The sequence below is a fragment of the Roseateles sp. genome (assembly GCF_047654785.1).
GTDB lineage: Bacteria > Pseudomonadota > Gammaproteobacteria > Burkholderiales > Burkholderiaceae_C > Pelomonas.
Genome location: NZ_JASGKQ010000003.1, coordinates 1,238,631 through 1,259,728, shown reverse-complemented (window position 1 = coordinate 1,259,728; position 21,098 = coordinate 1,238,631). Strand labels below are relative to the sequence as shown.

Annotated in this window: 19 protein-coding genes; 8 read left to right on the top strand and 11 right to left on the bottom strand. The window is 72.2% G+C overall.

The window, feature by feature from the left end:
* Nucleotides 1–3: 3 nt before the first annotated feature.
* On the top strand, nt 4–432 hold the full coding sequence (locus tag QM788_RS14865; RefSeq protein ID WP_415662236.1) for a hypothetical protein: 429 nt from the start codon (nt 4–6) through the stop codon (nt 430–432).
* Here the strand turns inward: QM788_RS14865 and QM788_RS14860 are convergent.
* The 9 genes from QM788_RS14860 to murJ are packed head-to-tail and all read right to left on the bottom strand — an operon-like array spanning nt 426 to nt 8,377.
* The gene (locus QM788_RS14860; RefSeq protein ID WP_415662235.1) at nt 426–1,436 is read right to left on the bottom strand and encodes an inorganic phosphate transporter; all 1,011 of its coding nucleotides are present in this window, start codon (nt 1,434–1,436) and stop codon (nt 426–428) included. The two genes, QM788_RS14865 and QM788_RS14860, sit on opposite strands and share 7 nt — an antisense overlap.
* A gap of 9 nt (nt 1,437–1,445) precedes the next feature.
* A complete protein-coding gene (locus QM788_RS14855; RefSeq protein WP_415662234.1) occupies nt 1,446–2,093 on the bottom strand; it encodes a DUF47 domain-containing protein in 648 nt (215 codons plus the stop codon).
* Between the two features lie 59 nt (nt 2,094–2,152).
* Nucleotides 2,153–2,509 (bottom strand): DMT family protein, encoded by a 357-nt coding sequence (locus QM788_RS14850; RefSeq protein WP_415662233.1) that lies wholly within the window; start codon nt 2,507–2,509, stop codon nt 2,153–2,155.
* Nucleotides 2,510–2,526: 17 nt separating this feature from the next.
* Nucleotides 2,527–3,021, bottom strand: coding sequence for a 2-amino-4-hydroxy-6-hydroxymethyldihydropteridine diphosphokinase (gene folK, locus QM788_RS14845; RefSeq protein WP_415662232.1), 495 nt, complete (start codon nt 3,019–3,021; stop codon nt 2,527–2,529).
* On the bottom strand, nt 3,018–4,583 hold the full coding sequence (gene pcnB / locus QM788_RS14840; RefSeq protein ID WP_415662231.1) for a polynucleotide adenylyltransferase PcnB: 1,566 nt from the start codon (nt 4,581–4,583) through the stop codon (nt 3,018–3,020). The genes folK and pcnB overlap by 4 nt, the downstream gene beginning before the upstream one ends.
* The gene (locus QM788_RS14835; protein WP_415662230.1) at nt 4,580–5,248 is read right to left on the bottom strand and encodes an HAD family hydrolase; all 669 of its coding nucleotides are present in this window, start codon (nt 5,246–5,248) and stop codon (nt 4,580–4,582) included. The genes pcnB and QM788_RS14835 overlap by 4 nt, the downstream gene beginning before the upstream one ends.
* On the bottom strand, nt 5,245–5,931 hold the full coding sequence (gene hda / locus QM788_RS14830; RefSeq protein WP_415662229.1) for a DnaA regulatory inactivator Hda: 687 nt from the start codon (nt 5,929–5,931) through the stop codon (nt 5,245–5,247). Before hda ends, QM788_RS14835 begins: the two co-directional genes overlap by 4 nt.
* A gap of 32 nt (nt 5,932–5,963) precedes the next feature.
* Nucleotides 5,964–6,815, bottom strand: a complete 852-nt coding sequence (locus QM788_RS14825; protein ID WP_415662228.1) for a SirB1 family protein — start codon at nt 6,813–6,815, stop codon at nt 5,964–5,966.
* Complete coding sequence (gene murJ, locus QM788_RS14820; RefSeq protein ID WP_415662227.1) at nt 6,815–8,377, bottom strand: murein biosynthesis integral membrane protein MurJ; 1,563 nt, start codon at nt 8,375–8,377, stop codon at nt 6,815–6,817. Before murJ ends, QM788_RS14825 begins: the two co-directional genes overlap by 1 nt.
* 119 nt (nt 8,378–8,496) lie before the next feature.
* On the opposite strand from murJ, the gene rpsT reads away from it, so the two are divergent.
* Nucleotides 8,497–8,793: a 30S ribosomal protein S20 gene (gene rpsT / locus QM788_RS14815; protein WP_268152380.1), complete on the top strand. Its 297-nt coding sequence runs from the start codon at nt 8,497–8,499 to the stop codon at nt 8,791–8,793.
* Between the two features lie 145 nt (nt 8,794–8,938).
* Here the strand turns inward: rpsT and QM788_RS14810 are convergent, their stop codons facing one another.
* Complete coding sequence (locus tag QM788_RS14810; protein WP_415662226.1) at nt 8,939–9,817, bottom strand: alpha/beta fold hydrolase; 879 nt, start codon at nt 9,815–9,817, stop codon at nt 8,939–8,941.
* Nucleotides 9,818–9,909: 92 nt separating this feature from the next.
* Nucleotides 9,910–10,239, bottom strand: coding sequence for a DUF3579 domain-containing protein (locus QM788_RS14805; RefSeq protein WP_415662225.1), 330 nt, complete (start codon nt 10,237–10,239; stop codon nt 9,910–9,912).
* Nucleotides 10,240–10,391: 152 nt separating this feature from the next.
* On the opposite strand from QM788_RS14805, the gene QM788_RS14800 reads away from it, so the two are divergent.
* The 6 genes from QM788_RS14800 to QM788_RS14775 all read left to right on the top strand — a co-directional run bounded on the left by QM788_RS14800 (nt 10,392) and on the right by QM788_RS14775 (nt 21,075).
* Nucleotides 10,392–11,597: an aspartate aminotransferase family protein gene (locus QM788_RS14800; RefSeq protein WP_415662224.1), complete on the top strand. Its 1,206-nt coding sequence runs from the start codon at nt 10,392–10,394 to the stop codon at nt 11,595–11,597.
* The gene (argF, locus tag QM788_RS14795) at nt 11,594–12,556 is read left to right on the top strand and encodes an ornithine carbamoyltransferase (RefSeq protein WP_415662223.1); all 963 of its coding nucleotides are present in this window, start codon (nt 11,594–11,596) and stop codon (nt 12,554–12,556) included. Before QM788_RS14800 ends, argF begins: the two co-directional genes overlap by 4 nt.
* 56 nt (nt 12,557–12,612) lie before the next feature.
* Nucleotides 12,613–13,389 carry a metallophosphoesterase family protein gene (locus QM788_RS14790; protein ID WP_415662222.1) on the top strand — a complete coding sequence of 259 codons (777 nt, stop codon included), beginning with the start codon at nt 12,613–12,615 and terminating at the stop codon, nt 13,387–13,389.
* Nucleotides 13,386–14,834, top strand: coding sequence for a protein kinase domain-containing protein (locus QM788_RS14785; RefSeq protein WP_415662221.1), 1,449 nt, complete (start codon nt 13,386–13,388; stop codon nt 14,832–14,834). The genes QM788_RS14790 and QM788_RS14785 overlap by 4 nt, the downstream gene beginning before the upstream one ends.
* Nucleotides 14,835–14,863: 29 nt before the next feature.
* Nucleotides 14,864–15,193, top strand: coding sequence for a YkgJ family cysteine cluster protein (locus tag QM788_RS14780; protein ID WP_415662993.1), 330 nt, complete (start codon nt 14,864–14,866; stop codon nt 15,191–15,193).
* Nucleotides 15,194–15,468: 275 nt separating this feature from the next.
* Complete coding sequence (locus QM788_RS14775) at nt 15,469–21,075, top strand: YDG domain-containing protein (RefSeq protein ID WP_415662220.1); 5,607 nt, start codon at nt 15,469–15,471, stop codon at nt 21,073–21,075.
* Nucleotides 21,076–21,098 lie beyond the last annotated feature (23 nt).

The window sequence follows — 21,098 nt, the reverse complement described above, 5'->3', positions numbered from 1 at the left end:
CCCATGAGCAGCGGCAGCAAGCACAAGGCGGTCGCCACCTGGCTGGCGCTGCTGGTGGGCGTGTTCGGCCTGCACCGCTTCTACCTGTTCGGCCTGCGGGACCGCTGGGGCTGGGCCTTCCCGCTGCCGACGCTGCTGGGCCTGGCCGGCCTGCAGCGCATGGAGCATCTCGGCCAGGACGACCGCCTGGCCTGGGCGCTGATCCCGCTGCTGGGCGCCAGCCTGGTGGCGGCGCTGCTGGGCGGCATCGTCTACGGGCTGACGCCGGACGAGCACTGGAACGCGCGCTTCAACCGCGGCCGGCCGGCCGCCACGGGCGGCTGGGCGGCGGTGATCGGCGTGGTGCTGTGCGTCTTCTTCGGCGGCACCGCGCTGATGGCCACCGTGGCCTTCAGCGCCCAGCGCTACTTCGAGTCGCAGGCCGGTCAGTAGAAGACGAAGCTGAGCTGGTAGCAGATCGCGGCCATCACGGCGGCGGCCGGGATCGTGAAGATCCACGCCCACACGATGCTGCCCGCCACGCCCCAGCGCACGGCCGAGGCCCGCCGCACCGAGCCCACGCCGACGATGGCGCCGGTGATGGTGTGCGTGGTGGACACCGGCACGCCCAGCGCGGTGGCGACGAACAGCGTGATCGCGCCGCCCGTCTCCGCGCAGAAGCCGCCCACGGGCTTGAGCTTGGTGATGCGCTGGCCCATGGTCTGCACGATGCGCCAGCCGCCGAACATGGTGCCCATGCCGATGGCCACGTAGCAGGCGACGATGACCCAGGTCGGCGGCGCCGCCTCGCCCACGCCGACCATGCCGGCGGCGATCAGCAGCATCCAGATCAGGCCGATGGTCTTCTGCGCGTCGTTGCCGCCGTGGCCCAGGCTGTACAGGCCGGCCGACACCAGCTGCAGCCGGCGGAACCAGCGGTCCACGCGCAGCGGCGAGGTGTGCCGGCAGATCCAGGCCACGAGCACCATCATCAGCGAGCCCAGCACGAAGCCCAGCAGCGGCGACACGATGATGAAGGCGACGGTCTTCCAGATGCCGCCGGCCACCAGCGCCGACGGGCCGGCCTTGGCGACCACGGCGCCGGCGATGCCGCCGATCAGCGCATGCGACGAACTCGACGGGATGCCCCACCACCAGGTGATGGCGTTCCACGCGATGGCGCCGATCAGCGCGCCGAAGACGACGTGGTGGTCCACGACGCCGGGCTCGACGATGCCCTTGCCGATGGTGGCCGCCACGTGCAGCTGGAAGATGGCGACGGCCACGACGTTGAAGAAAGCCGCGAACAGCACGGCCTGCTGCGGCTTGAGCACGCCGGTGGAGACGACGGTGGCGATGGAGTTGGCCGCGTCGTGGAAGCCGTTCATGAAGTCGAACAGCAGCGCCAGCGCGACGAGCAGGGCCACCACCCAGAAGGCGATCTCAGCGGATGCCATGGGCGATGTTCAGGAGTTCTCGAGGACGATGCCCTCGATCAGGTTGGCCACGTCCTCGCAGCGGTCGGAGATGGATTCGAGCTGCTCGTAGATCGCCTTGAGCTTGATCAGCTCGCGCACGTCCGGCTCCTCGCGGAACAGGTGCGACATGGCCGAGCGCATCACGCGGTCGGCGTCGGACTCCAGGCGGTCGATCTCCTCGCAGGTCTTGATCGCCGCCTCGGTGGTGGCCGGCTTGCTCAGGTTGGGCAGCAGCGTGACGGCGTGCTGCACGCGCTCGCAGCAGCGCACCGACAGCGTCGCCAGCTGCAGCACCGGCTCGGGCACGGCGCGCACGTCGTACAGCGACAGCGTTTCGGACGAGTCCTGCAGCAGGTCCAGGATGTCGTCCATCGCATTGATCAGGCTGTGGATCTGCTCACGGTCGATGGGCGTGATGAAGGTGCGGTGCAGCAGCCGGTTCACCTCGGCGGTGACGCGGTCGGCGGCGTGCTCGGCCCGGTCGACTTCATCCGCGTAGCGCTGGCGCTGCTCCGTGTCGGCGTAGTTCTCGATCATCTTCAGGAAGGCCCGCGAGCCTTCCGCGATGAAGCCGCCGTGCTCGTTGAACAGCTCAAAAAAATTGCCCTCGCGGGGCAGCAGCTTGCCGAACAGCATGGACGTCCTTGGATTCCGGAAAGGCGCGGAGTTTAGCGGCCCGGGGTTACCGGCCAGGATCAAGCCGACCGGAAGATGAAGTACACGGCGCCCATCAGGCACAGGCCGGCCCACAGGAAATCCAGCTTCAGCGGCTCGCCCATGTAGAACAGGCTGAAGGGCACGAAGACGGCCAGCGTGATGACCTCCTGCGTGATCTTCAGCTGCGCCAGGCTGAAGCCGGCACCGTGGCCGATGCGGTTGGCCGGCACCTGCAGCAGGTACTCGAACAGCGCGATGCCCCAGCTGAGGAGCGCGGCGACCAGCCACGGCTTGCCGGCCAGCCCCTTGAGGTGGCCGTACCAGGCGAAGGTCATGAACACATTGGACAGCAGCAGCAGGCCCAGGGTCTGCCAGCCGGCGGGGGTCGAGAACATCGCGGGGCCTTTCGGGGTCAGGGTGACCCGGGCAGCGGGCCGGCGCATTCGATGCGCTGCGCCCGCCAGCCGCCGCCCGCGGCCGCCGGGGCGGCCAGGTGGGCCAGGCCGGGCGCGATCTCCAGCAGCGGCCGCAGCACGAAGGCGCGCTCGCCCAGGCGCGGGTGCGGCAGCGTCAGCCGCGGGGTGTCGAGCACGAGGTCGGCGTACAGCAGCAGGTCCAGGTCCAGCGTGCGGGGCGCGTTGCGGTAGGGCCGCTCGCGGCCGTGGGCCTGTTCGATCGCCTGCAGCGCGTCGAGCAGCGCCAGCGGCGCCAGCGCGGTGTCCAGCGCAGCGACGGCGTTCAGGAAGTCCGGGCCGCCGGCTTCCACCGGCGCGCTGCGCCAGGCGCTGGACAGCGCGGCCAGCCGCGTGCCGGGCAGCGCGGCCAGTTCGCCGGCCGCGCGGGCCAGCGTGGCGGACAGGTCCGCGCCCAGGTTGGCGCCGAGGCCGACGTAGGCGCGCGCGCTCACTCGGCGCCGGGCGCCGGGGCGCCCTCCCCGCCGCCGGCGGGCTTGCGGCGACGGCGGCGGCGCTTCCTGGCCGGGGCGTCGGCCGCGGCGGCCTCGTCGCCGTCCGGCGTTGCGGCCGTCTCGGCCGCCTCATCCGCCGGCGGGCGCGGCGCGCGCACGGCGCGGGGCGGCTTCTGCTGGCTGGCGCGGGCGTCGGCCAGCAGCGCCTGGCGGTCGTCGTCGCTGCCGAGCGCGAAGTCCTCCCACCAGTCGGCCAGCGCGGGGTCGATCTCGCCGACGTCGGCGCGCAGGCGCAGGAAGTCGAAGCCGGCGCGGTAGCGCGGCTGCTCGACGAGGCTGAACACGCCCGAGCCGCTGCGGCGCTCGAAGCGGGTCTGCATCATCCAGATCTCGCGCATGTCGGCGGCCAGCTTGCCGCGGCCGGAGATGTCGCCGATGCGGGCGTCGAACACCGCGTCGATGGCCTGGGCCAGCGCCGGCACCGGCGGCTCGCCGGCGGCGCGGTTCTGCGTCCAGCGCTCCAGCACCTCGTGCCACAGCATGCAGGCCAGCATGAAGCTGGGGCTGACGCCGCGGCCCTCGGCGACGCGGCGGTCGGTGTCCTCGAAGGCCTGGCGCAGGAAGGCGCCGCGCACGCCGTCGGGCAGGTCGCCGGCCTCGGTCAGCATCGCGTCCAGCACGGCGAAGCTGCCCTTGCCGCCCGGGCCGACGAGGCCGAGCTGCTTGAGCTGCACCAGGCTGGCCAGCGAGTGGCCGGTCTGCAGCAGCTTGATCATCTCGTCGAACAGCCGCGAGGCCGGCACGTTGGCCAGCAGCGGGACGCAGGCGCGCACCGGCGCCAGCGTCTTCTTCTCCAGCGCGAAGCCGAGCTTGGCCGCGAAGCGCACCGCGCGGACGAGGCGCACCGGGTCTTCGCGGTAGCGGGTCTCGGGGTCGCCGATCATGCGCAGCAGCTTGGCGCGGGCGTCGGCCAGGCCGCCATGGTAGTCGACGACCAGGCAGCGCACCGGGTCGTAGTACATCGCGTTGACGGTGAAGTCGCGGCGCGCGGCGTCCTCGATCTGCGGGCCCCAGACGTTGTCGCGCAGCACGCGGCCGCTGGCGTCCACGGCGTGGTGCTTGCCATCCAGCTCGGCCTTGGCGGTCTTCTCGTTGCCGGCCACGGCCTCCGATTCGGTCGGCAGCGCGCGGAAGGTCGACACCTCGATGACCTCGTGCTCGCGGCCGCGGCCGTAGACGACGTGGACGATGCGGAAGCGCCGGCCGATGATGAAGGCGCGGCGGAACAGGCCCTTGACCTGCTCGGGCGTCGCGTTGGTGGCGACGTCGAAGTCCTTGGGCCGCACGCCCAGCAGCAGGTCGCGCACGGCGCCGCCGACGATGTAGGCCTCGAAGCCGGTGTCGGTCAGCGTCTTGACGACCTTGACGGCGCGCTCGTCGAGCAGCGTGGGGTCGATGCCGTGGACATCGGCGCCGATTTCGACGCGCCGGCCCAGCGGGCTGGCTTTCCGGGACGGCGCCGCGGGCTTGCCGAGCAGCTTGTCGATGAACTTCTTGATCATGCGAAGAGTTGGAGCTGGGGCCAGCCGCGCTCGGCGGCGATGCGGGCGAGCGACGGGCTGGGGTTGGTGGCCACCGGGTGGCTGGCGCGTTCGAGCAGGGGCAGGTCGTTGGTCGAGTCGCTGTAGAAGGTCACCCGCCCGAAATCGCGCCATTGTGCCCCGAGGCCCCGCAGCCAGTCGTCGACGCGCGCGATCTTGCCCTCGCGGAAGCTGGGCACGCCGCGGATCGCGCCGGTGTAGCGCCCGGCGCCGTCGCGCTGCAGCTGCACGGCGATCAGGTGCTCGATGCCGAAGGCCTCGCAGATCGGCGCGGTGACGAATTCGTTGGTCGCGGTGACCAGCGCGATCAGGTCGCCCGCATCGCGGTGCCGCTGGATCAGCGCGACGGCCTCGGGCCGCAGCGCCGGCCGCATCACCTCGGCCATGAAGCGCTCGCGCATCGCCAGCGCGTCGGCCAGCGGCCGCGACCGCCAGGCCGACGTGGCGAAATCGACATAGGCCGGCAGGTCCAGCGTGCCGGCGTTGTACTGCGCGAAGAACTCGTCGTTCCTGGCCCCCCAGGCGGCGCCGTCCGCCCAGCCGACCTCCACCATGAAGGCGCCGAAGGCATGGTCGGAGTCCACCGGGATCAGCGTCCCATCCAGGTCGAAAAGCGTCAGATTCATAAATTGGGGTCAGAGTCGATTTTTTCGTCGGCCAGCATGGCCTTCAGCAGCGGCAGCGTCAGCGCGCGCTTGGCGGACAGCGCGAACGCGTCCAGCCGTTCGAGCAGCGCCATCAACCCTTTGAGGTTGCGCTCGAAGCGGGTGAGCAAATAGCCCAGCACGTCGTCGCCCAGCAGCAGGCCGCGCCGGTCGGCCTCGCGGCGCAGCGCGGCGCGCATCTCGGCTTCGCGCAGCGGCGCGAGCTGGAAGCTCGGCCCCCAGCCGAGCCGGGTGCGCAGGTCCTCGCGCAGCGGCAGGTCCACGGCGGGCGCGTCGGCGGACGCGACGACGGTATAGCCCTGCCCCGCCGAGGCCACGAACAGCGCGAACGCGGCATGCTGCCGGCCGGCATCGAAGCGGTGGCAGTCGTCCAGCAGCAGCAGGCTGTCGTGGGCGGGCAGCTCCCAGGGCAGGGGGGTGTCGGCGTCGTACCAGGCGGCGCGCTGGCCGGCGGCCTGCCAGCGCTGGGCCAGCGCCTGCAGCAGATGGGTCTTGCCGGCGCCGGCCGGGCCCCACAGCAGCACGGGCGGGTCGCCGGGCTTGAGGCCCAGCAGGTAGGCCAGCGCCTCGGCGTTGGCGCCGGGCAGGAAGTTGTCGAAGCTGTGCGCCGGGGGCGCCAGCAGCGCGAGCGGGATCTGCCTCATGGGCGTGTGGTGGACGGGCGGGCGCGGGATTGTCACTGATGCGGCGGCGGGCGCTGCAGCACCGCCAGCCGCGCGCGCAGCGCGCCGGCGTCGGGCGCCTCGGCGCAGCGCGAGACGTAGAAGGCCAGGTCCCGGGCGGCGGCGGCCCGCTCGCCGAGCGCGGCCAGCAGCAGGCCGCGGTCGCGCCGCTCGGCCGGGTCGTCCGGCAGCAGCGCGACCAGGCGCCGCTGCACCGCCAGCAGGCGCGGCCCGTCCTGCGCGGCGCGGTGCACCTCCTTCAGGTTGCGCAGCATGCGCGCCAGGATCTGCCGCGGCGTGGCGGCGCGCAGGAAGAAGGCCAGCGGCGGGTCCAGGTCGGCCGGCAGCGCGCTGCCCCGCCGGTAGACGGCCAGGCGCTCCTCCAGCCGCGCGGCCGACAGGGTCTCGCCGGTCAGCGGGTCCAGCACCACCTCGCCCAGGCCGATGCGGCACTTGACGAGGAAATGCCCCGGGAACCCCACGCCCGCCATGCGCAGGCCGGCCTGCGCGCCCAGCTCCAGCAGCAGCACGGCCAGCGCGATGGGCAGGCCGCGCCGGGTCTGCAGCACGCGGTGCAGATAGCTGTTGTCGGCCGCGTAGCAGTCGTTCGGGTTGCCGGCGAAACCCAGTTCGCCATGGAAGAAGCGGACCAGCGCGCGCAGCCGCTCGGGCGGCCCGGCCCCGGGCGCCAGGCGCTCGCGCAGCCGGCGCGCCAGGTCGTCCACCCCGGCCAGCACGGCCTGCAGGTCCAGGCGCGGATGATCGTCCTGCGCCAGGCTGGCGGCGGCTTCCAGCAGGTTCAGCCCCTGGTCCTGGGCCACCAGCGTGGCGAAGTGCTCCAGCGGCGTGGGCAGCGCGAACTTCATCAGGCGGGGCGGGCCAGCGCGCGCAGCTTCATGCCGGACAGCCGCAGCACCGCGAAATAGACCGCCGCGCTGCCCGCCAGGCTGGCGGCCATGACCAGGCCGCGCTGCAGCTCGTGCCGGCCCAGGCCGATCCAGTCCACCCGCGTGGCCAGCCCCCACTGCAGCGCCGCCATCGCCGCGCAGCCCAGCGCCACGCGCAGGCCGAACGCCAGCCAGCCCGGCTCCGGGCGGTAGCTGCCCAGCTTCTTCAGCCCCCACAGCAGCCAGCCGGCGTTGACCAGCGCGCCCAGGCCGATCGACAGCGCCAGCCCCGCCACGCCCAGCCAGGGCACCAGCGCGGCGTTGAACGCCTGCGTCAGCAGCAACACCGCGACGGCGATGCGGGCCGGCGTGCCGGTGTCCTGCCGCGCGTAGAAGCCCGGCGCCAGCACCTTGATGGCCAGCAGCCCCAGCAGGCCCACGCCCCAGCCCATCACGGATTGCGCGGTGTGCGCCACGTCGTTCGCGGTGAACGCGCCGCGGTGGTAGAGCACCGCCGTCAGCGGCGCCGCGAACACCAGCAGCGCCACCGCGCAGGGCAGCGCCAGCAGCACCACCATGCGCAGGCCCCAGTCCAGCAGCCGGCTGTAGCGGCCCGCCTCGCCGGACGCCTGCGCGGCGGACAGCTGCGGCGTCAGCACCGCGCTGAGCGCCACGCCCAGCAGGCCGATCGGGAACTCCATCAGCCGGTCGGCGTAGTTCAGCCACGAGGTCGCGCCCTCGGCCAGGTGGCTGGAGATCTGCGTGTTGATCATCAGCGACAGCTGCGACACGCCCACGCCCAGCAGCGCCGGCCCCATGCGCAGCAGCACGCTGCCCACGCCCGGATGGCGGCGCGACTCCTGCAGTCCGCGCCAGCTCAGCCGCATGCGCGGCAGCACGCCGATGGCCCGCAGCGCCGGCCACTGCGCCAGCAGCTGCAGCACGCCGCCCAGCATGACGCCGATGGCCATCGCGTAGATGCCCGGGTAGCCCGCGCGCTGCAGCGGCCCGGCCAGCAGCCAGCCGGCGGCGATGACGCTGAGGTTGAGCAGCACCGGCGTGGCCGCCGGCACGGCGAAGCGGCGCCAGGTGTTCAGGATGCCGGCGGACAGCGCCACCAGCGACATGCAGCCGATATACGGGAACATGAAGCGCGTCATGACCACGGACGCCTCGAAGGCCTCGTCCGGCAGGCCCGAGCCCAGCAGCCACACCAGCACCGGCGCGGCGACGACGCCGAGCACGCAGGTCGCCACCAGCGCCCACAGCAGCACGGTGGCCACGGCGTCGATCAGCCGCTGCGTCGCGGCCTCGCCCTCGGTGGCCCGCGTGGCGGCCAGCAGCGGCACGAAGGCCTGCGAAAACGCGCCCTCGGCGAACAGCCGGCGCAGCAGGTTCGGGATGCGGAACGCGACCAGGAAGGCGTCGGTCATCGCGGTGGCGCCGAACAGGCCGGCCACCATGGTTTCACGGACGAGCCCGGCGATGCGCGAGGCCAGGGTCAGCAGGGAGATCGTGGACGCGGCGCGCAGCAGGTTCATGGCGGCGGATTATCCGTGCCGCCCAGGGCGCCCTCGCGGCATGGACGCCGGCCGCTTGGCTTCATCTCCAGAATCGGGCTATACTCGCTGTCTTTGCACCAACTGGGTATAGATACAGCATGGCAACCAGCTCCAAAGCCAAGAAGAAGACGGTTCGCCTGGCATCGGGCCGCAAGCGCGCCCGCCAGGACGTCAAGCTCAACGCCGCCAACACGGCACTGCGCTCCAAATTCCGTACGGTCATCAAGAACGTGCAAAAGGCCGTGACGGCCGGCGACAAGTCCAAGGCCGCCGACCTGTTCAAGACCGCCCAGGCCGTCATCGACTCCGTCGCCGACAAGGGCATCTTCCACAAGAACAAGGCTGCTCGCCACAAGAGCCGCCTGTCCGCCAAGATCAAGGCGCTCGCCGCCTAAGACCCAATCCAGCTCTGGTGCAAGCCGAAGGCCCGCGAAAGCGGGCCTTTTGCATTTCCGCCGCGCCGCCGGGGCTTGCTACTGCGGCGTGCGGGCCGAGCACCGGCCCGCGTTCAGCGAGGCGAGGTTGGGCGAGGGGCCAACCTCAATGCCACTCACCCGGCCCCACCCCCTGGATGCTGCGGTCCCGCAGCCACTCCGCGACGGAGCGGGCCACCCATTGCGGGTCGTCCAGCGGCAGGTCGTGCCCGGCCCGGGTGTGCAGGCGCAGCGGCGCCCCCCAGGCGCGGCTGATGGCCTGCGAGCAGCGCCAGTCCACCAGCCGGTCGGCCTTGCTGCACAGCAGCAGCATCGGCGCCGCCGGGCGCGTGCGGCTGGCGCGGTAGCGCAGGCTCGCCAGCAGCTGGCGCGCCGTGTTACGCACGCCCAGCGGATGCTCGCGCTGCAGCTCCAGCCAGCGGTCGATGACCGCCTGCGGTGGCGTCAGCCGCGTCGTCAGGCTCAGCACACGCTCCTCGCGCGCGCGGGCGCTGAAGCGGCTCAGCGACAGCAGCAGCAGCCCCAGGTAGTTCAGCGTCCGCGGCCGGCGGAAGGTCTCGCTGAACGGCCGCAGGCTGGGGTTGATGAGCACGCCGGCCTCGACCTCGCCGGGGTGCCGGTTCGCCCAGTCGCTGAGCACCGCGGCCCCCAGCGACATGCCCACCAGCGACACCGGCCCCTGCACGCCGCAGCGCTGCAGTTCGGCGCGGCAGGCATCGACGATGGCAGACACCTGCGTCGGGCTGGCCTGGCGGCGCAGCGTGCCGGTGCCCGGCAGGTCCATCATCAGCAGCCGCGACGCGGGGTGCAGCTCGCGCAGTTCGCGCAGCAGGTGCTCGGGGAAGACGCCCCAGTGCCCGCTCTCGCGCGACAGCCCGCGCAGCAGCACCCAGACCGGCCCGCCGGCCGCGCCCGCAGGCCCGCTCGCCGCCAGCGTGGCCAGCGGCAGGGGCGAAGCGGCGGCGGGGGCGGCGCTGGGGTTCATCGGGCGGCTCGAAAAAAGTCGCCCAGGATAGCGGCGGGCCGGCCCGCCCGGCCCCCGTGCCCCCCGCCCAGATGCGGGAAAACCGTGGGAAATCAGACGCCCGGCGGGTCTTCGGGCAGCAGGCAGGCCTCGGCGACCTGCAGGCTGTTGTCGCGCGCGAAGTTCATGACGAAGTCCCAGGCCATCGGTTCGAGCTGCCTGAGCTCCTCGTTGACGATCACGCATTTCACGCCGTTGATGACCCGGGGCACGCACAGCGGCGAGTAGCCGATGTGGGCGCCGATGCCAGGCCGCACGCCGCCGGGGCGGAAGCTGGACATCGCGCCGGCCAGCCGTTCGGCCCAGTCGCTCGGGCGGAAGGTCTTGCCGTCCAGGGTCACGCCTTGGATGAAGACTTCGCGCGGCGGCTTGGCAACGGTCATGGGCAGGGAGGCTTCGCAGGTACAGCGGAAACCGCTGCGAAAGGCGGCTATTGTGCCCTGCCCCCGGGCTGCCTGTTGCGGCGCAGCATGCGCCCGGGCGCCGACCCTAGAATCAAAAGCCCACCGTTCCCCAAACCTGTCACGGAGACCCGATGAACGCTGTCCCCTCCTCGTCCGAACCCCATGTGATGCCGACCTACGGCCGCCTGCCCGTCGCCCTGTCGCACGGCCAGGGCTGCTGGGTCTGGGACACCCAGGGCCGACGATTGCTGGACGCGCTCGGCGGCATCGCCGTCAACACGCTGGGGCACAACCACCCGCGCCTGGTGCCGGCGCTGCAGGACCAGGTGGCCAAGCTCATCCACACGAGCAACTACTACCGGGTGCCGCTGCAGGAGCAGCTCGCCGCGCGGCTGTGCGAGCTGTCGGGCCTGGCCAACGTCTTCTTCTGCAACAGCGGGCTGGAGGCCAACGAGGCGGCGCTGAAGATCGCCCGCAAGTTCGGCCACGACCGCAGCAACCCGGCGCCCGAGGTGCTGGTGTTCGAGGGCGCCTTCCACGGCCGCTCGCTCGCCACGCTGTCGGCCACGGCCAACCCCAAGATCCAGGCCGGCTTCGCGCCGCTGGTGCCGGGCTTCGTGCGCGCGCCGCTGAACGACATCGCCGCCGTCGAGGCCGCCCTCGCCGCCCACCCCAACATCACGGCCATCTTCCTGGAGACCATCCAGGGCGAAGGCGGCATCAACCCGGCGCGCATCGAGTTCCTGCAGGCGCTGCGCCGCCTCTGCGACGCGCGCGACCTGCTGCTGATGCTCGACGAAGTGCAGTGCGGCGTCGGCCGCACCGGCAAGTGGTTCGCGCACCAGTGGGCCGGCATCCAGCCGGACGTGATGCCGCTGGCCAAGGGCCTGGGCTCGGGCGTGCCCATCGGCGCCGTGGTCTGCGGCCCTCGCGCGGCCGGCGTGCTCCAGGCCGGCAACCACGGCACCACCTTCGGCGGCAACCCGCTGGCGATGCGGGCCGGCGTCGAGACGCTGAGGATCATGGCCGAGGACGGCCTGCTGGCGAACGCCGAGGCCGTCGGCGCGACGCTGCGCGGCGCCTTGGCCGACGGCCTGGCCGGCGAGGCCGGCGTCGTCGAGATCCGCGGCCAGGGCCTGATGCTCGGCATCGAGCTGGACCGCCCGGCCGGCGCGCTGCTGACGCAGGCGCTGGACGCCGGCCTGCTGATCAGCGTGACGGCCGACCGCGTCGTCCGCCTGCTGCCGCCACTGATCCTGACGGACGACGAGGCGCGCGAGATCGCGGCCCGCCTGGTGCCGCTGGTCAAGGCCTTGCTGGCCCAGCCCAAGCCATGAAACCGGGGGACGGACTGATGCGTCACTACCTGCAGTTCAAGGACCTGCGCGCCGAGGAATACGCCCACCTGTTCGACCGCGCCGCCATCATCAAGCGGCGCTTCAAGAACTACGAGAAGTACCAGCCGCTGGCCGACCGCACGCTGGCCATGATCTTCGAGAAGGCCAGCACCCGCACCCGCGTCAGCTTCGAAGCCGGCATGTACCAGATGGGCGGCTCGGTCGTGCACCTGACCACCGGCGACAGCCAGCTCGGCCGCGCCGAGCCCATCGAGGACTCGGCGCGCGTGATCAGCCGCATGGTGGACCTGGTGATGATCCGCACCTTCGAGCAGCGCAAGCTCGAACGCTTCGCCGCGCATTCGCGGGTGCCGGTCATCAACGGGCTGACCAACGAATACCACCCCTGCCAGATCCTGGCCGACCTGTTCACCTTCATCGAGAACCGCGGCATGGACCGGCGCGGCGCGATCGACATGGGCTGCCTGAAGGGCCGCGTCGTCGCCTGGGTGGGCGACGGCAACAACATGGCCAACACCTGGCTGCAGGCGGCGGAAATCCTGGGCTTCACGGTCCACGTCAGCACGCCCAGCGGCTACGGCATCGACCCGGCCGTGGCCGGCGTGAAGGACGCCGGCTGCTACAAGGTCTTCACGGACCCGCTCGACGCCTGCGACGGCGCCGACCTGGTCACCACCGACGTGTGGACCAGCATGGGCTACGAGGCCGAGAACGAGGCCCGCAAGGCCGCGTTCGCCGACTGGTGCGTGGACGCGGCCATGATGGCCCGCGCCAAGCCGGACGCGCTGTTCATGCACTGCCTGCCCGCGCACCGCGGCGAGGAAGTGGCCGCCGAGGTCATCGACGGGCCGCAGTCGGTGGTCTGGGACGAGGCGGAAAACAGGATGCACGTGCAAAAGGCACTCATGGAGTACCTGCTGCTCGGCCGCATCGGCTGACATGGCGCAGGCGTTGGTGTAGGCGCGGCGTCAGCGCGGCATGGCAAGCTGCGCCGATGCGCTGGGCCTTCATCACCGACATCCACGCCAACCGCCAGGCCTTCGAGGCCGTGCTCGCCGACGCGCGGGCGCAGGGGGCCACGCATTTCGCGCTGCTGGGCGACTTCGTCGGCTACGGCGCGGACCCGGCCTGGGTCGTCGAGCAGGCCATGGCGCTGGCCGCCGAGGGCGCCGTCGCCGTGCAGGGCAACCATGACGAAGCCGTCGTCCGCGGCAGCACGCCGGGCATGCACGCGGACGCCCGTGCCGTCGTCGATTGGACGCGCGCCCAGCTCGGCGAGGCGCAGCTGCGCTTCCTCGCGCAGTTGCCGATGCAGGCCCCCGGCGAGCCCGGCCACTGCCTGTTCGTACACGCCAACGCCTACGACCCGCGCGGCTGGGAGTACGTGCAGGGCCGCGCCGAGGCCATGAAGAGCCTGCACGCCCACCCCGCGCGCATCCAGGTCTGCGGCCACATGCACGAACCCATGCTCTTCCACCTCTCCGGCACCGGCAAGGCGGGCGAGTTCCGGCCCGTGGCCGGCGTGCCCGTGCCGCTGCCGGGGCACCGGCAGTGGCTGGTCATCCCCGGCTCCTGCGGCCAGCCGCGCGACGGCAACCCGGCCGCCTGCTACGCGCTGCTGGACCCGCCGGCCTCCGAGCTCGAAGACGCCCGCCTGAGCTACCGGCGCGTCGCCTACGACGTGGATGCCGCCTGCGCCGCGCTGCGCGCCAGCGCGCTGCCGCCGCCCCTCGTCGAGCGCCTCGCGCGCCGGCTGGCCCTGGGCGAATGATGGCCGCCACCCCGCCGCCGCCCGCCCCCGCCGCGCCGCTGGCGCCCGGCCAGTTGCTGGACGGCTTCCGGCTCGAAGAGCGGCTGCACCAGGGCGGCATGGCGCACCTGTGGCGCGCCACCCGCGCCGACGGCAGCGACGACGGCTTCGAGCTGCTGATGAAGGTGCCGCGCATCAAGGGCGGCGAAGACCCCGCCACCATCGTCGGCTTCGAGGTCGAGCAGATGCTGATGCCGCAGCTGAGCGGCCCGCACGTGCCGCGCTTCGTCGCCCGCGGCGACTGGACGCGCCAGGCCTTCGTCGTCATGGAGCGCATCCCCGGCGACTCGCTGCGCCCGCGGCTGGACGACGCGCCGCTGCCGCCCGAGGAAGTGGCCGACATCGGCGCCCGCGTCGCCACCGCGCTGGCGGCGCTGCACCGCCAGCACGTCGTGCACCTGGACGTGAAGCCCAGCAACATCATGTTCCGGCCCGACGGCACGGCCGTGCTGGTGGACTTCGGGCTCAGCCGCCACGAACAGCTGCCCGACCTGCTGGAGGAAGAGTTCACGCTGCCCATGGGCACCGGCCCCTACATGAGCCCGGAGCAGGTGCAGTTCGTGCGCAACGACCCGCGCAGCGACCTGTTCGCGCTCGGCGTCATGCTCTACCACCTCGCCACCGGCGAGCGGCCGTTCGGCCAGCCCAACTCCGTGCGCGGGCTGCGGCGGCGGCTCTACGTCGAGCCGGTGCCGCCGCGCGCGATCCGGCCCGAGCTGCCGAAATGGCTGCAGGAAGTCATCCTGCACTGCCTGGAGGTCAAGCCCGAGCGCCGCTACCAGAGCGCCGCGCAGCTCGCGCTGGACCTGCGCGAGCCCGAGGGCGTGGTGCTGACCGCGCGCGCCGAGAAGCTGCAGGCCAGCGGCGCGATGCGCCGGCTCAAGCGCTGGTTCTTCGCGCTCGGCGCCGAGCCCGCGCCGGTGCCGCCGGCGGGCGAGCAGCTCGCCCGCAGCCCCATCGTCATGGCCGCCGTGGACGTGGACAACGCCACGCCCGAGCTGCTCGCCCAGCTGCGCGAAACGGTGCGCCGCATCGTGCAGACCGAGGCCGGCGCGCGGCTGGCCTGCGTGTCGGTGATGAAGACCAACCGTATCGGCATCGACGAGCTGACCGACAAGCACGGCCAGAGCCTGCACGTGAAGCAGCTCATCGCGCTCAAGCACTGGGCGCGGCCCATCAGCAAGGCGCTGGACCTGGCCGACGGCCGGCTCACCTTCCACGTGCTGGAAGCGCCCGACGCGGCCGGCGCCATCATCGACTTCGCCAGCCGCAACGGCGTGGACCACATCGTCATGGGCGCGCGCGGCGCGTCGGCGCTGCGGCGCTACCTGGGCAGCGTCTCCGGCCAGGTGGTGGCCGAGTCGGACTGCACCGTCACCGTCGTGCGCCAGCCGGCCACCAGTTGACGGCAGGCCCCGAGGCCCGCGCCGCCGCGATGCACGACAACCCCTGCCTGCGCTGCGGCGCCTGCTGCGCGAGCTTCCGCGTCGATTTCGACCGCAGCGAACTGCAAAGCAAAGGCGGCCGCGTGCCGGACGGGCTGGCCGTGGCGCTCGCCGGCCGCCTCATGCGCCTGCGCGGCACCGACCACACGCCGCCGCGCTGCGCGGCGCTGACCGGCACCGTCGGCGTGAAGGCCGGCTGCGGCATCCACGAATGGCGGCCCTCGCCCTGCCGGGAGTTCGGCGAACGCGCGCCCATGGGCCTGGGCGACGACGCCTGCGCCCGCGCCCGGGCGCGCCACGGGCTGCCGCCGCTCCAGTAGCGCCCTTCCCGCCCGGTGCGGCCGTGGCAGCCGTGCTCAGGCAGCCGCCAGGCGGCCGCGACCCGCCGTTTTTGGGCTGTGAACTCCTCACGCATTCCCCGCCTTTCGGCGCGGGAACAGGGGGCGACTGCGCAATCCGTATAGAGGTTTGCGCGATCCGCGTATACGGATCTGAGCGTTTTCCGAATACTGGCTGCACCTGTTTTTCACATGCGCGCGCCACCGCCCAGGTGGGGGTGGCGCCGCGTGATTCCTTGTCTTCTCGTGCAGCCCGTATGAACCACATCTACCGCAAAGTCTGGAACCGGCGCCTGGGCGCCTTCGTCGCCGTCGCGGAGACCGCGCGCAGCTGCGGCAAGGCCGCCGGCGCGGCCGGCCTGGTTGCCGCCGCGAGTGCGGCCTTCGCGGCCGGGCCGGGCACGTTGCCCACCGGCGGACAGGTCACGGCGGGCAGTGCGGCCATCGCGCAGCAGGGCAGCGCGATGACGGTCACGCAGACCACTCCGCGCGCGGCGATCGACTGGCAGAACTTCTCCATCGGGCGCGACGCCAGCGTCAACTTCGTGCAGCCCAACGCGCAGGCCGTGGTGTTGAACCGCGTGACGGGCAAGCAGGCTTCCGTCATCGACGGTGCGCTGAAGGCCAACGGCCAGGTCTTCGTGCTCAACCCCAACGGCGTGCTGTTCGGCAAGGGCGCGCGCGTCGATACCGCCGGCCTGGTGGCCTCCACGCGCGACCTGAGCGATGCGGACTTCATGGCCGGCAAGGCCACGTTCAGCGGCAGCGGCGCCGGTAGCGTCGTCAACGAAGGCACGCTCAATGCGGCCGACGGCGGCTACGTGGCGCTGATCGGCCAGCAGGTGCGCAACGACGGCGTGATCTCGGCCAAGCTGGGCCACGTCGCACTGGCCGCGGGCAACCAGGTCACGCTGAACTTCAACGGCAGCTCGCTGGTCGGCGTGACGCTGGAGCAGGGCGCGCTGGACAGCCTGGTGGCCAACGGCGGCGCCATCCTGGCCGATGGCGGCGAGGTGCTGCTCACGGCCAAGGCGGCCGAAGGGCTGCTGGACGGCATGGTCAACCACAGCGGCGAGATCCGCGCGCGCAGCATCGCCGAGCACGAGGGCCGGATCGTGCTGCTGGGCGACATGGAGCGCGGCACGACCACGGTCAGCGGCACGCTGGACGCCAGCGCGCCGGACGGCGCGAGTGGTGTGAATGGCGGCTTCATCGAGACCAGCGCCGCGAAGGTGAAGGTCGCCGACGGCGCGCGCATCACCACGGCGGCCGCGCAGGGCCGCACCGGCACCTGGCTGATCGACCCGCAGGACTACACCATCGCCAGCGGCGGCGACATCAGCGGCGCCACCCTGTCGGCGCAGCTGAACAACAACCATGTCGGGATCCTGAGCATCAACGGCGGCACCAGCGGCAACGGCGACATCTTCGTCAACGACGCGGTGAACTGGTCGGCCAACACGACGCTGTCGCTGGTGGCCGATCGCAACATCTACATCAACAAGCCCATCACCGCCACGGGCGCCAGCGGCAAGCTGGCCCTGGAGTACGGGCAGGCGGCGAACGACGGCGTGGTCGGCGGGCAGGCCTCGGACTACTACGTGTGGGCGCCGATCTCGCTGCAGGCCGGGCAGAACTTTTCCACGATGGCGGGCGGGCTCGGCAGCACCAACACCTACACCGTGGTGACCAGCCTGGGCGCGCTGGGCAACACCTCGACCGCCGACCTGATCGGCGCGTTGAACACCAGCACCGTGACCGCGTACCTGGCGCTGGGGGCGGACATGGATGCCAACAGCATCAGCTTCACGAACTCCGTGGCGGGCAGCAACACGCCCACGGTGTTCACGGGGCTGGGGCACACGATCAGCAACATCGACATCGCGGGCGCCTCGACCGCGAAAGCCGCCTTCTTTGGCGGAACGCGAGGCAACCTGACGGTGCGCGACCTGCGCCTGGACAGCGTGAACGTCCATGGCAATAGCGGCACGATGTTTTCCGCAGCCGCCCTGGTTGCGGATGCGACGGGTCCGGTGTGGATTTCAGGGGTCTCCGTCTCCAATCTGAGTGTCTCGGGCGGCCAAGATGGCGGTGGGCTGGTCGCCTGGGTGGGCAGCTATGGCTCTGCCAGCATCGTGCGCAGCTCGGTCCAGGGCACGGTTGTCGGAACCTTTCGGGCAGGCGGCTTGGTTGGCACCAACCTCAACGACGTGTACGTGGCCGATTCCTACGCGCGCGTCGACGTATCGGCCCCCGGCGGCTGTGAGTGTGGCGGTGGCGGATTGATCGCCAAACTCTTGGGTGCCTACGCCGAAATCACTATCGAGCGCAGCTACCACGTGGGCAGTGTGCCGACGGGCGCGGGAGCCTTTGTCGGCAGTGTCAGTATGAATTCTGGGGATTCGACTGTCACCGTCACCGACAGTTTCTGGGACAACTCGGTCAGCGGCGCGGCTACTGTGTGGATGGACACCACCTATGACCCGGGGGGGATGGTGTACACGATCTCCAACAGCAGCGGCTCGCGCACCACCGCCCAGATGACGGACCCGGCCACGTTCACCGGCGCGAACTGGGATTTCAGCGCCACCGGCCCCTGGCTGCACAAGAGCACGCTCAATGACGGCTACCCGCTCCACAAGGCGGCCTGGACGCCACCCACCACCACCTCGCTCACGCTGACCCTGCCCAGCGCACTGGGCATGACCTACGGCGACACCGTGCTGCCCTCACTGTCGGGCCTGAGCCTCACCGGCTGCTCGGGCTGCCTGTCGGTCAGCTGGGGCTCCGCGATCTCCTCCACCACGAACGCCGGCAGCTACGCCTACGCCAGCACGCCCAGCATCTTCACGCTGAACTGGAACGGCGTTGACCCGTCCGACTACGACGTGACCCTGCCCACCGGCGCGTTCACCGTCAACCCGCGCCCGCTGACGCTGGCCGTGAACAGCGGCGCCACGCGGGCCTACAACGGCAGCGCCCTGGCGGCGGCCGGCCTGTTCAACGTCACCGGCACCGTCAACGGCGACAGCGTCAGCCTCGGCGGCCAGGCCACGCTGGACTCCCTGCACGCCGGCACGCGCTCGGTCAGCAGCATCGGCGGCCTGACGCTCAACAACACCAACTACACGCTGGGCAGCACCCTGCCCACCGGCACGGTCGAGGTCAGCAAGGCCGCGGTCACGGCCGCCCTGAGCGTGGCCACACGCGCCTACGACGGCACCACCGGCGCCACCGTCACCGCCACCGCCACCGGCGGCGCCGTAGTCGACTCGCTCAGCTTCACCGGCGTCACCGGCGTGCTCGACAGCCCCGACGCCGGCAGCCGCACCGCCAGCGTGGACGTGGCGGGCCTGGCCGTCACCGGCTCGGGCCTGCCCAGCGACTACGACTTCACGCCCCTCACCGGCCAGCCCGTGGCCGCCACCGTCACGCCCAAGGCCCTGACGATCACCGGCTTCACGGTCGGCGCCAAGGTCTACGACGGCACAAGCACCGGCAGCGCCACCGGCGGCACGCTCAGCGGCCTGGTCGGCAGCGAGACGCTGGTCTTCACGCCCACCGCCACCTTCACCTCCGCCAACGCCGGCGCCACCGCGCAGGTGGGTGCCACGCTGGCCGACGGCACGAACGGCGGCAAGGCCGGCAACTACAGCGTCACGCTCGCCGCCGACGGCACCGCCATCACCCCGCGCGTGGTGCAGGCCGGCAAGACCTACGACGGCACCAGCGCCTTCGCGGGCACCGACCTGGTGGTGCAGAACCTGGTGGCCGGCGACACCGTCACCGCCACCGGCAGCGGCACCCTCTCCGGCGCCGGCGTGGGCACGCAGACCCTGGCCTCGGCCGGCACGCTGGCCCTGAGCAACGGCAACTACACCCTCAACGGATCGAGCTACCTGGTGCTGCCCCGCCCGGTGGCCCTCACCACGGTGGCCGGCGCCAGCCGCGTCTACGACGCCACCACCGACGCCGGCCACGCGCTGCTGAAGATCACCAACATCGTCGGCAGCGAGAGCGTGGCCCTGTCGGGCACCGGCACCCTGGCCGCATCCGGCGTGGGCAGCCAGGCGCTCGTCGGCGTCACCGGCCTGACGCTCACCGGCGCACATGCCGGCAACTACACGCTGGTGGGCAGCACGCCCACGGGCAACGTCACCATCACCGCCCGCCCGGTCAGCGTGGCCGTCGTGGCCGGCGCCAGCCGGGCCTACGACGGCACGGCGCTGGCCGGACTGGAGCTGCTGCAGATCGGCAACCTCCTGCCCGGCGACGACGTGGCCGTGGGCGGCGGCGCGACGCTCGCCAGCCCCAACGTGGGCACCCAGGCCCTCACCGGCCTCACGGCCTTGACGCTCACCGGCACGGCTGCGGGCAACTACACGCTGGCGGGCAACACGCCCAGCGGCAGCGTGACCATCACCGCGCGGCCCGTGAGCGTGAGCGTGCTGCCGGGCGCCAGCCGGGTCTACGACGGCACGGCGCTGGCCGGCGTGAACCTGCTGCAGATCGGCAACCTCGTGGCCGGCGACAACGTGGCCGTGGCCGGCAACGCCACCCTCGCCAGCGCCAACGCCGGCACCCAGGCCATCACGGATTTCAGCGGCCTGGCGCTCACCGGCACGGCTGCCGGCAACTACACGCTGACGGGCAGCACGCCCACCGGCAACGTCACCATCACCGCCCGCCCCGTCACCGTCAGCGCCATCGCCGGCGCCAGCCGGGCCTACGACGGCACGGCCGTGGCCGGGCTGGACCTGCTGCAACTCAGTGGCGTGCTGCCCGGCGAGCAGGCCAGCCTCACCGGCAGCGCCGCGCTGGCCGGCAAGGGCGTGGGCACGCAGGCGCTGTCCGCCGGCACGCTGGGCCTGAGCAACGCCAACTACGCGCTGGCCGGCTCGCCCACCGGCAGCGTGCTCATCACCCCGCGCGTGCTGCAGCTGAGCTTCACCGTCGCCGACAAGGTGTTCGACGGCACGCTGGCCGCCAGCGTGCAGGCCACGGACGACCGCATCGCCGGCGACCAGCTGGCCCTCGACTACAGCGCCGCCTTCGCCGACACGGTGGCCGGCAGCGGCAAGCCCGTGGCCCTCACCGGCCTGGCCCTCGGCGGTGCCGACGCCGGCAACTACCAGCTGGCCGGCGGCGCCGGCCAGGGCCTCACCGGCAACCTGCTGCACCGCCCGCTCACCTACACCCTGGCCAGCGCCGAGCCGGGCAAGCTCTACACGGCCAACGGCACCGACCTCGTGACCCCCGCGCAGCTCGACCAGCTGGTGCTGCAGAGCTGGGCCAACACGGTGGCCGGCACCGAGCCCGGCGCGCTGGCCTACACGATCTGGAAGGACGGCCAGCAGGTGGACGCCATCCGCAACGCCGGGGTCTACGAGATCCGCGCGCAGTTCGCCGCGCAGGACGCGCACTACGCCATCGCCGACAGCGGCAACACGGTGCTGCAGATCACGGTGCAGGACAACGCCGTCAAGGCCGTGGTGGCGCAGGCCGTGCGCACCCTGCCGGCCGTGCCCGCGCTGACCGAAGCCGCCTTGCCCGGCGACGCCACCGGCCCGGTGGCGGGCCTGGCGCCCAACGTCGTGGCGATGCCGCAGGCCCTGGCCGGCGCCTTCGAGCAAGGCGCGGCGCTCGCGCTGGTGTCCGCGCCGCGCGGCGGCGAGGCCAGCACCGGCGTCACGCTGACCCAGGCCCGCGCGATGCTCAAGCCCGGCGCGGGGGCCGCCACCGGCACCCCGCCCGACGTGCGCGTGCCGCTCAGCCGCAACTCGCTGGCCGAGATCGTCAACGGCGGCGTGCGCCTGCCCACCGGCGTGGACCAGCTGCTGTTCGTCGTCCAGGCCGAGGAGTGACGCCTTGACCGCCCGCTCTCCCA

What these genes read in the sequence shown, in the direction of transcription:
- pcnB (WP_415662231.1), bottom strand. Translation starts at nt 4,583, where the DNA reads ATGATCAAGAAGTTCATCGACAAGCTGCTCGGCAAGCCCGCGGCGCCG.
- QM788_RS14825 (WP_415662228.1), bottom strand. Translation starts at nt 6,815, where the DNA reads ATGAAGTTCGCGCTGCCCACGCCGCTGGAGCACTTCGCCACGCTGGTG.
- QM788_RS14855 (WP_415662234.1), bottom strand. Translation starts at nt 2,093, where the DNA reads ATGCTGTTCGGCAAGCTGCTGCCCCGCGAGGGCAATTTTTTTGAGCTG.
- rpsT (WP_268152380.1), top strand. Translation starts at nt 8,497, where the DNA reads ATGGCAACCAGCTCCAAAGCCAAGAAGAAGACGGTTCGCCTGGCATCG.
- QM788_RS14800 (WP_415662224.1), top strand. Translation starts at nt 10,392, where the DNA reads ATGAACGCTGTCCCCTCCTCGTCCGAACCCCATGTGATGCCGACCTAC.
- QM788_RS14850 (WP_415662233.1), bottom strand. Translation starts at nt 2,509, where the DNA reads ATGTTCTCGACCCCCGCCGGCTGGCAGACCCTGGGCCTGCTGCTGCTG.
- QM788_RS14785 (WP_415662221.1), top strand. Translation starts at nt 13,386, where the DNA reads ATGATGGCCGCCACCCCGCCGCCGCCCGCCCCCGCCGCGCCGCTGGCG.
- QM788_RS14805 (WP_415662225.1), bottom strand. Translation starts at nt 10,239, where the DNA reads ATGACCGTTGCCAAGCCGCCGCGCGAAGTCTTCATCCAAGGCGTGACC.
- murJ (WP_415662227.1), bottom strand. Translation starts at nt 8,377, where the DNA reads ATGAACCTGCTGCGCGCCGCGTCCACGATCTCCCTGCTGACCCTGGCC.
- QM788_RS14835 (WP_415662230.1), bottom strand. Translation starts at nt 5,248, where the DNA reads ATGAATCTGACGCTTTTCGACCTGGATGGGACGCTGATCCCGGTGGAC.
- QM788_RS14780 (WP_415662993.1), top strand. Translation starts at nt 14,864, where the DNA reads ATGCACGACAACCCCTGCCTGCGCTGCGGCGCCTGCTGCGCGAGCTTC.
- QM788_RS14790 (WP_415662222.1), top strand. Translation starts at nt 12,613, where the DNA reads ATGCGCTGGGCCTTCATCACCGACATCCACGCCAACCGCCAGGCCTTC.
- hda (WP_415662229.1), bottom strand. Translation starts at nt 5,931, where the DNA reads ATGAGGCAGATCCCGCTCGCGCTGCTGGCGCCCCCGGCGCACAGCTTC.
- argF (WP_415662223.1), top strand. Translation starts at nt 11,594, where the DNA reads ATGAAACCGGGGGACGGACTGATGCGTCACTACCTGCAGTTCAAGGAC.
- QM788_RS14810 (WP_415662226.1), bottom strand. Translation starts at nt 9,817, where the DNA reads ATGAACCCCAGCGCCGCCCCCGCCGCCGCTTCGCCCCTGCCGCTGGCC.
- QM788_RS14775 (WP_415662220.1), top strand. Translation starts at nt 15,469, where the DNA reads ATGAACCACATCTACCGCAAAGTCTGGAACCGGCGCCTGGGCGCCTTC.
- QM788_RS14865 (WP_415662236.1), top strand. Translation starts at nt 4, where the DNA reads ATGAGCAGCGGCAGCAAGCACAAGGCGGTCGCCACCTGGCTGGCGCTG.
- QM788_RS14860 (WP_415662235.1), bottom strand. Translation starts at nt 1,436, where the DNA reads ATGGCATCCGCTGAGATCGCCTTCTGGGTGGTGGCCCTGCTCGTCGCG.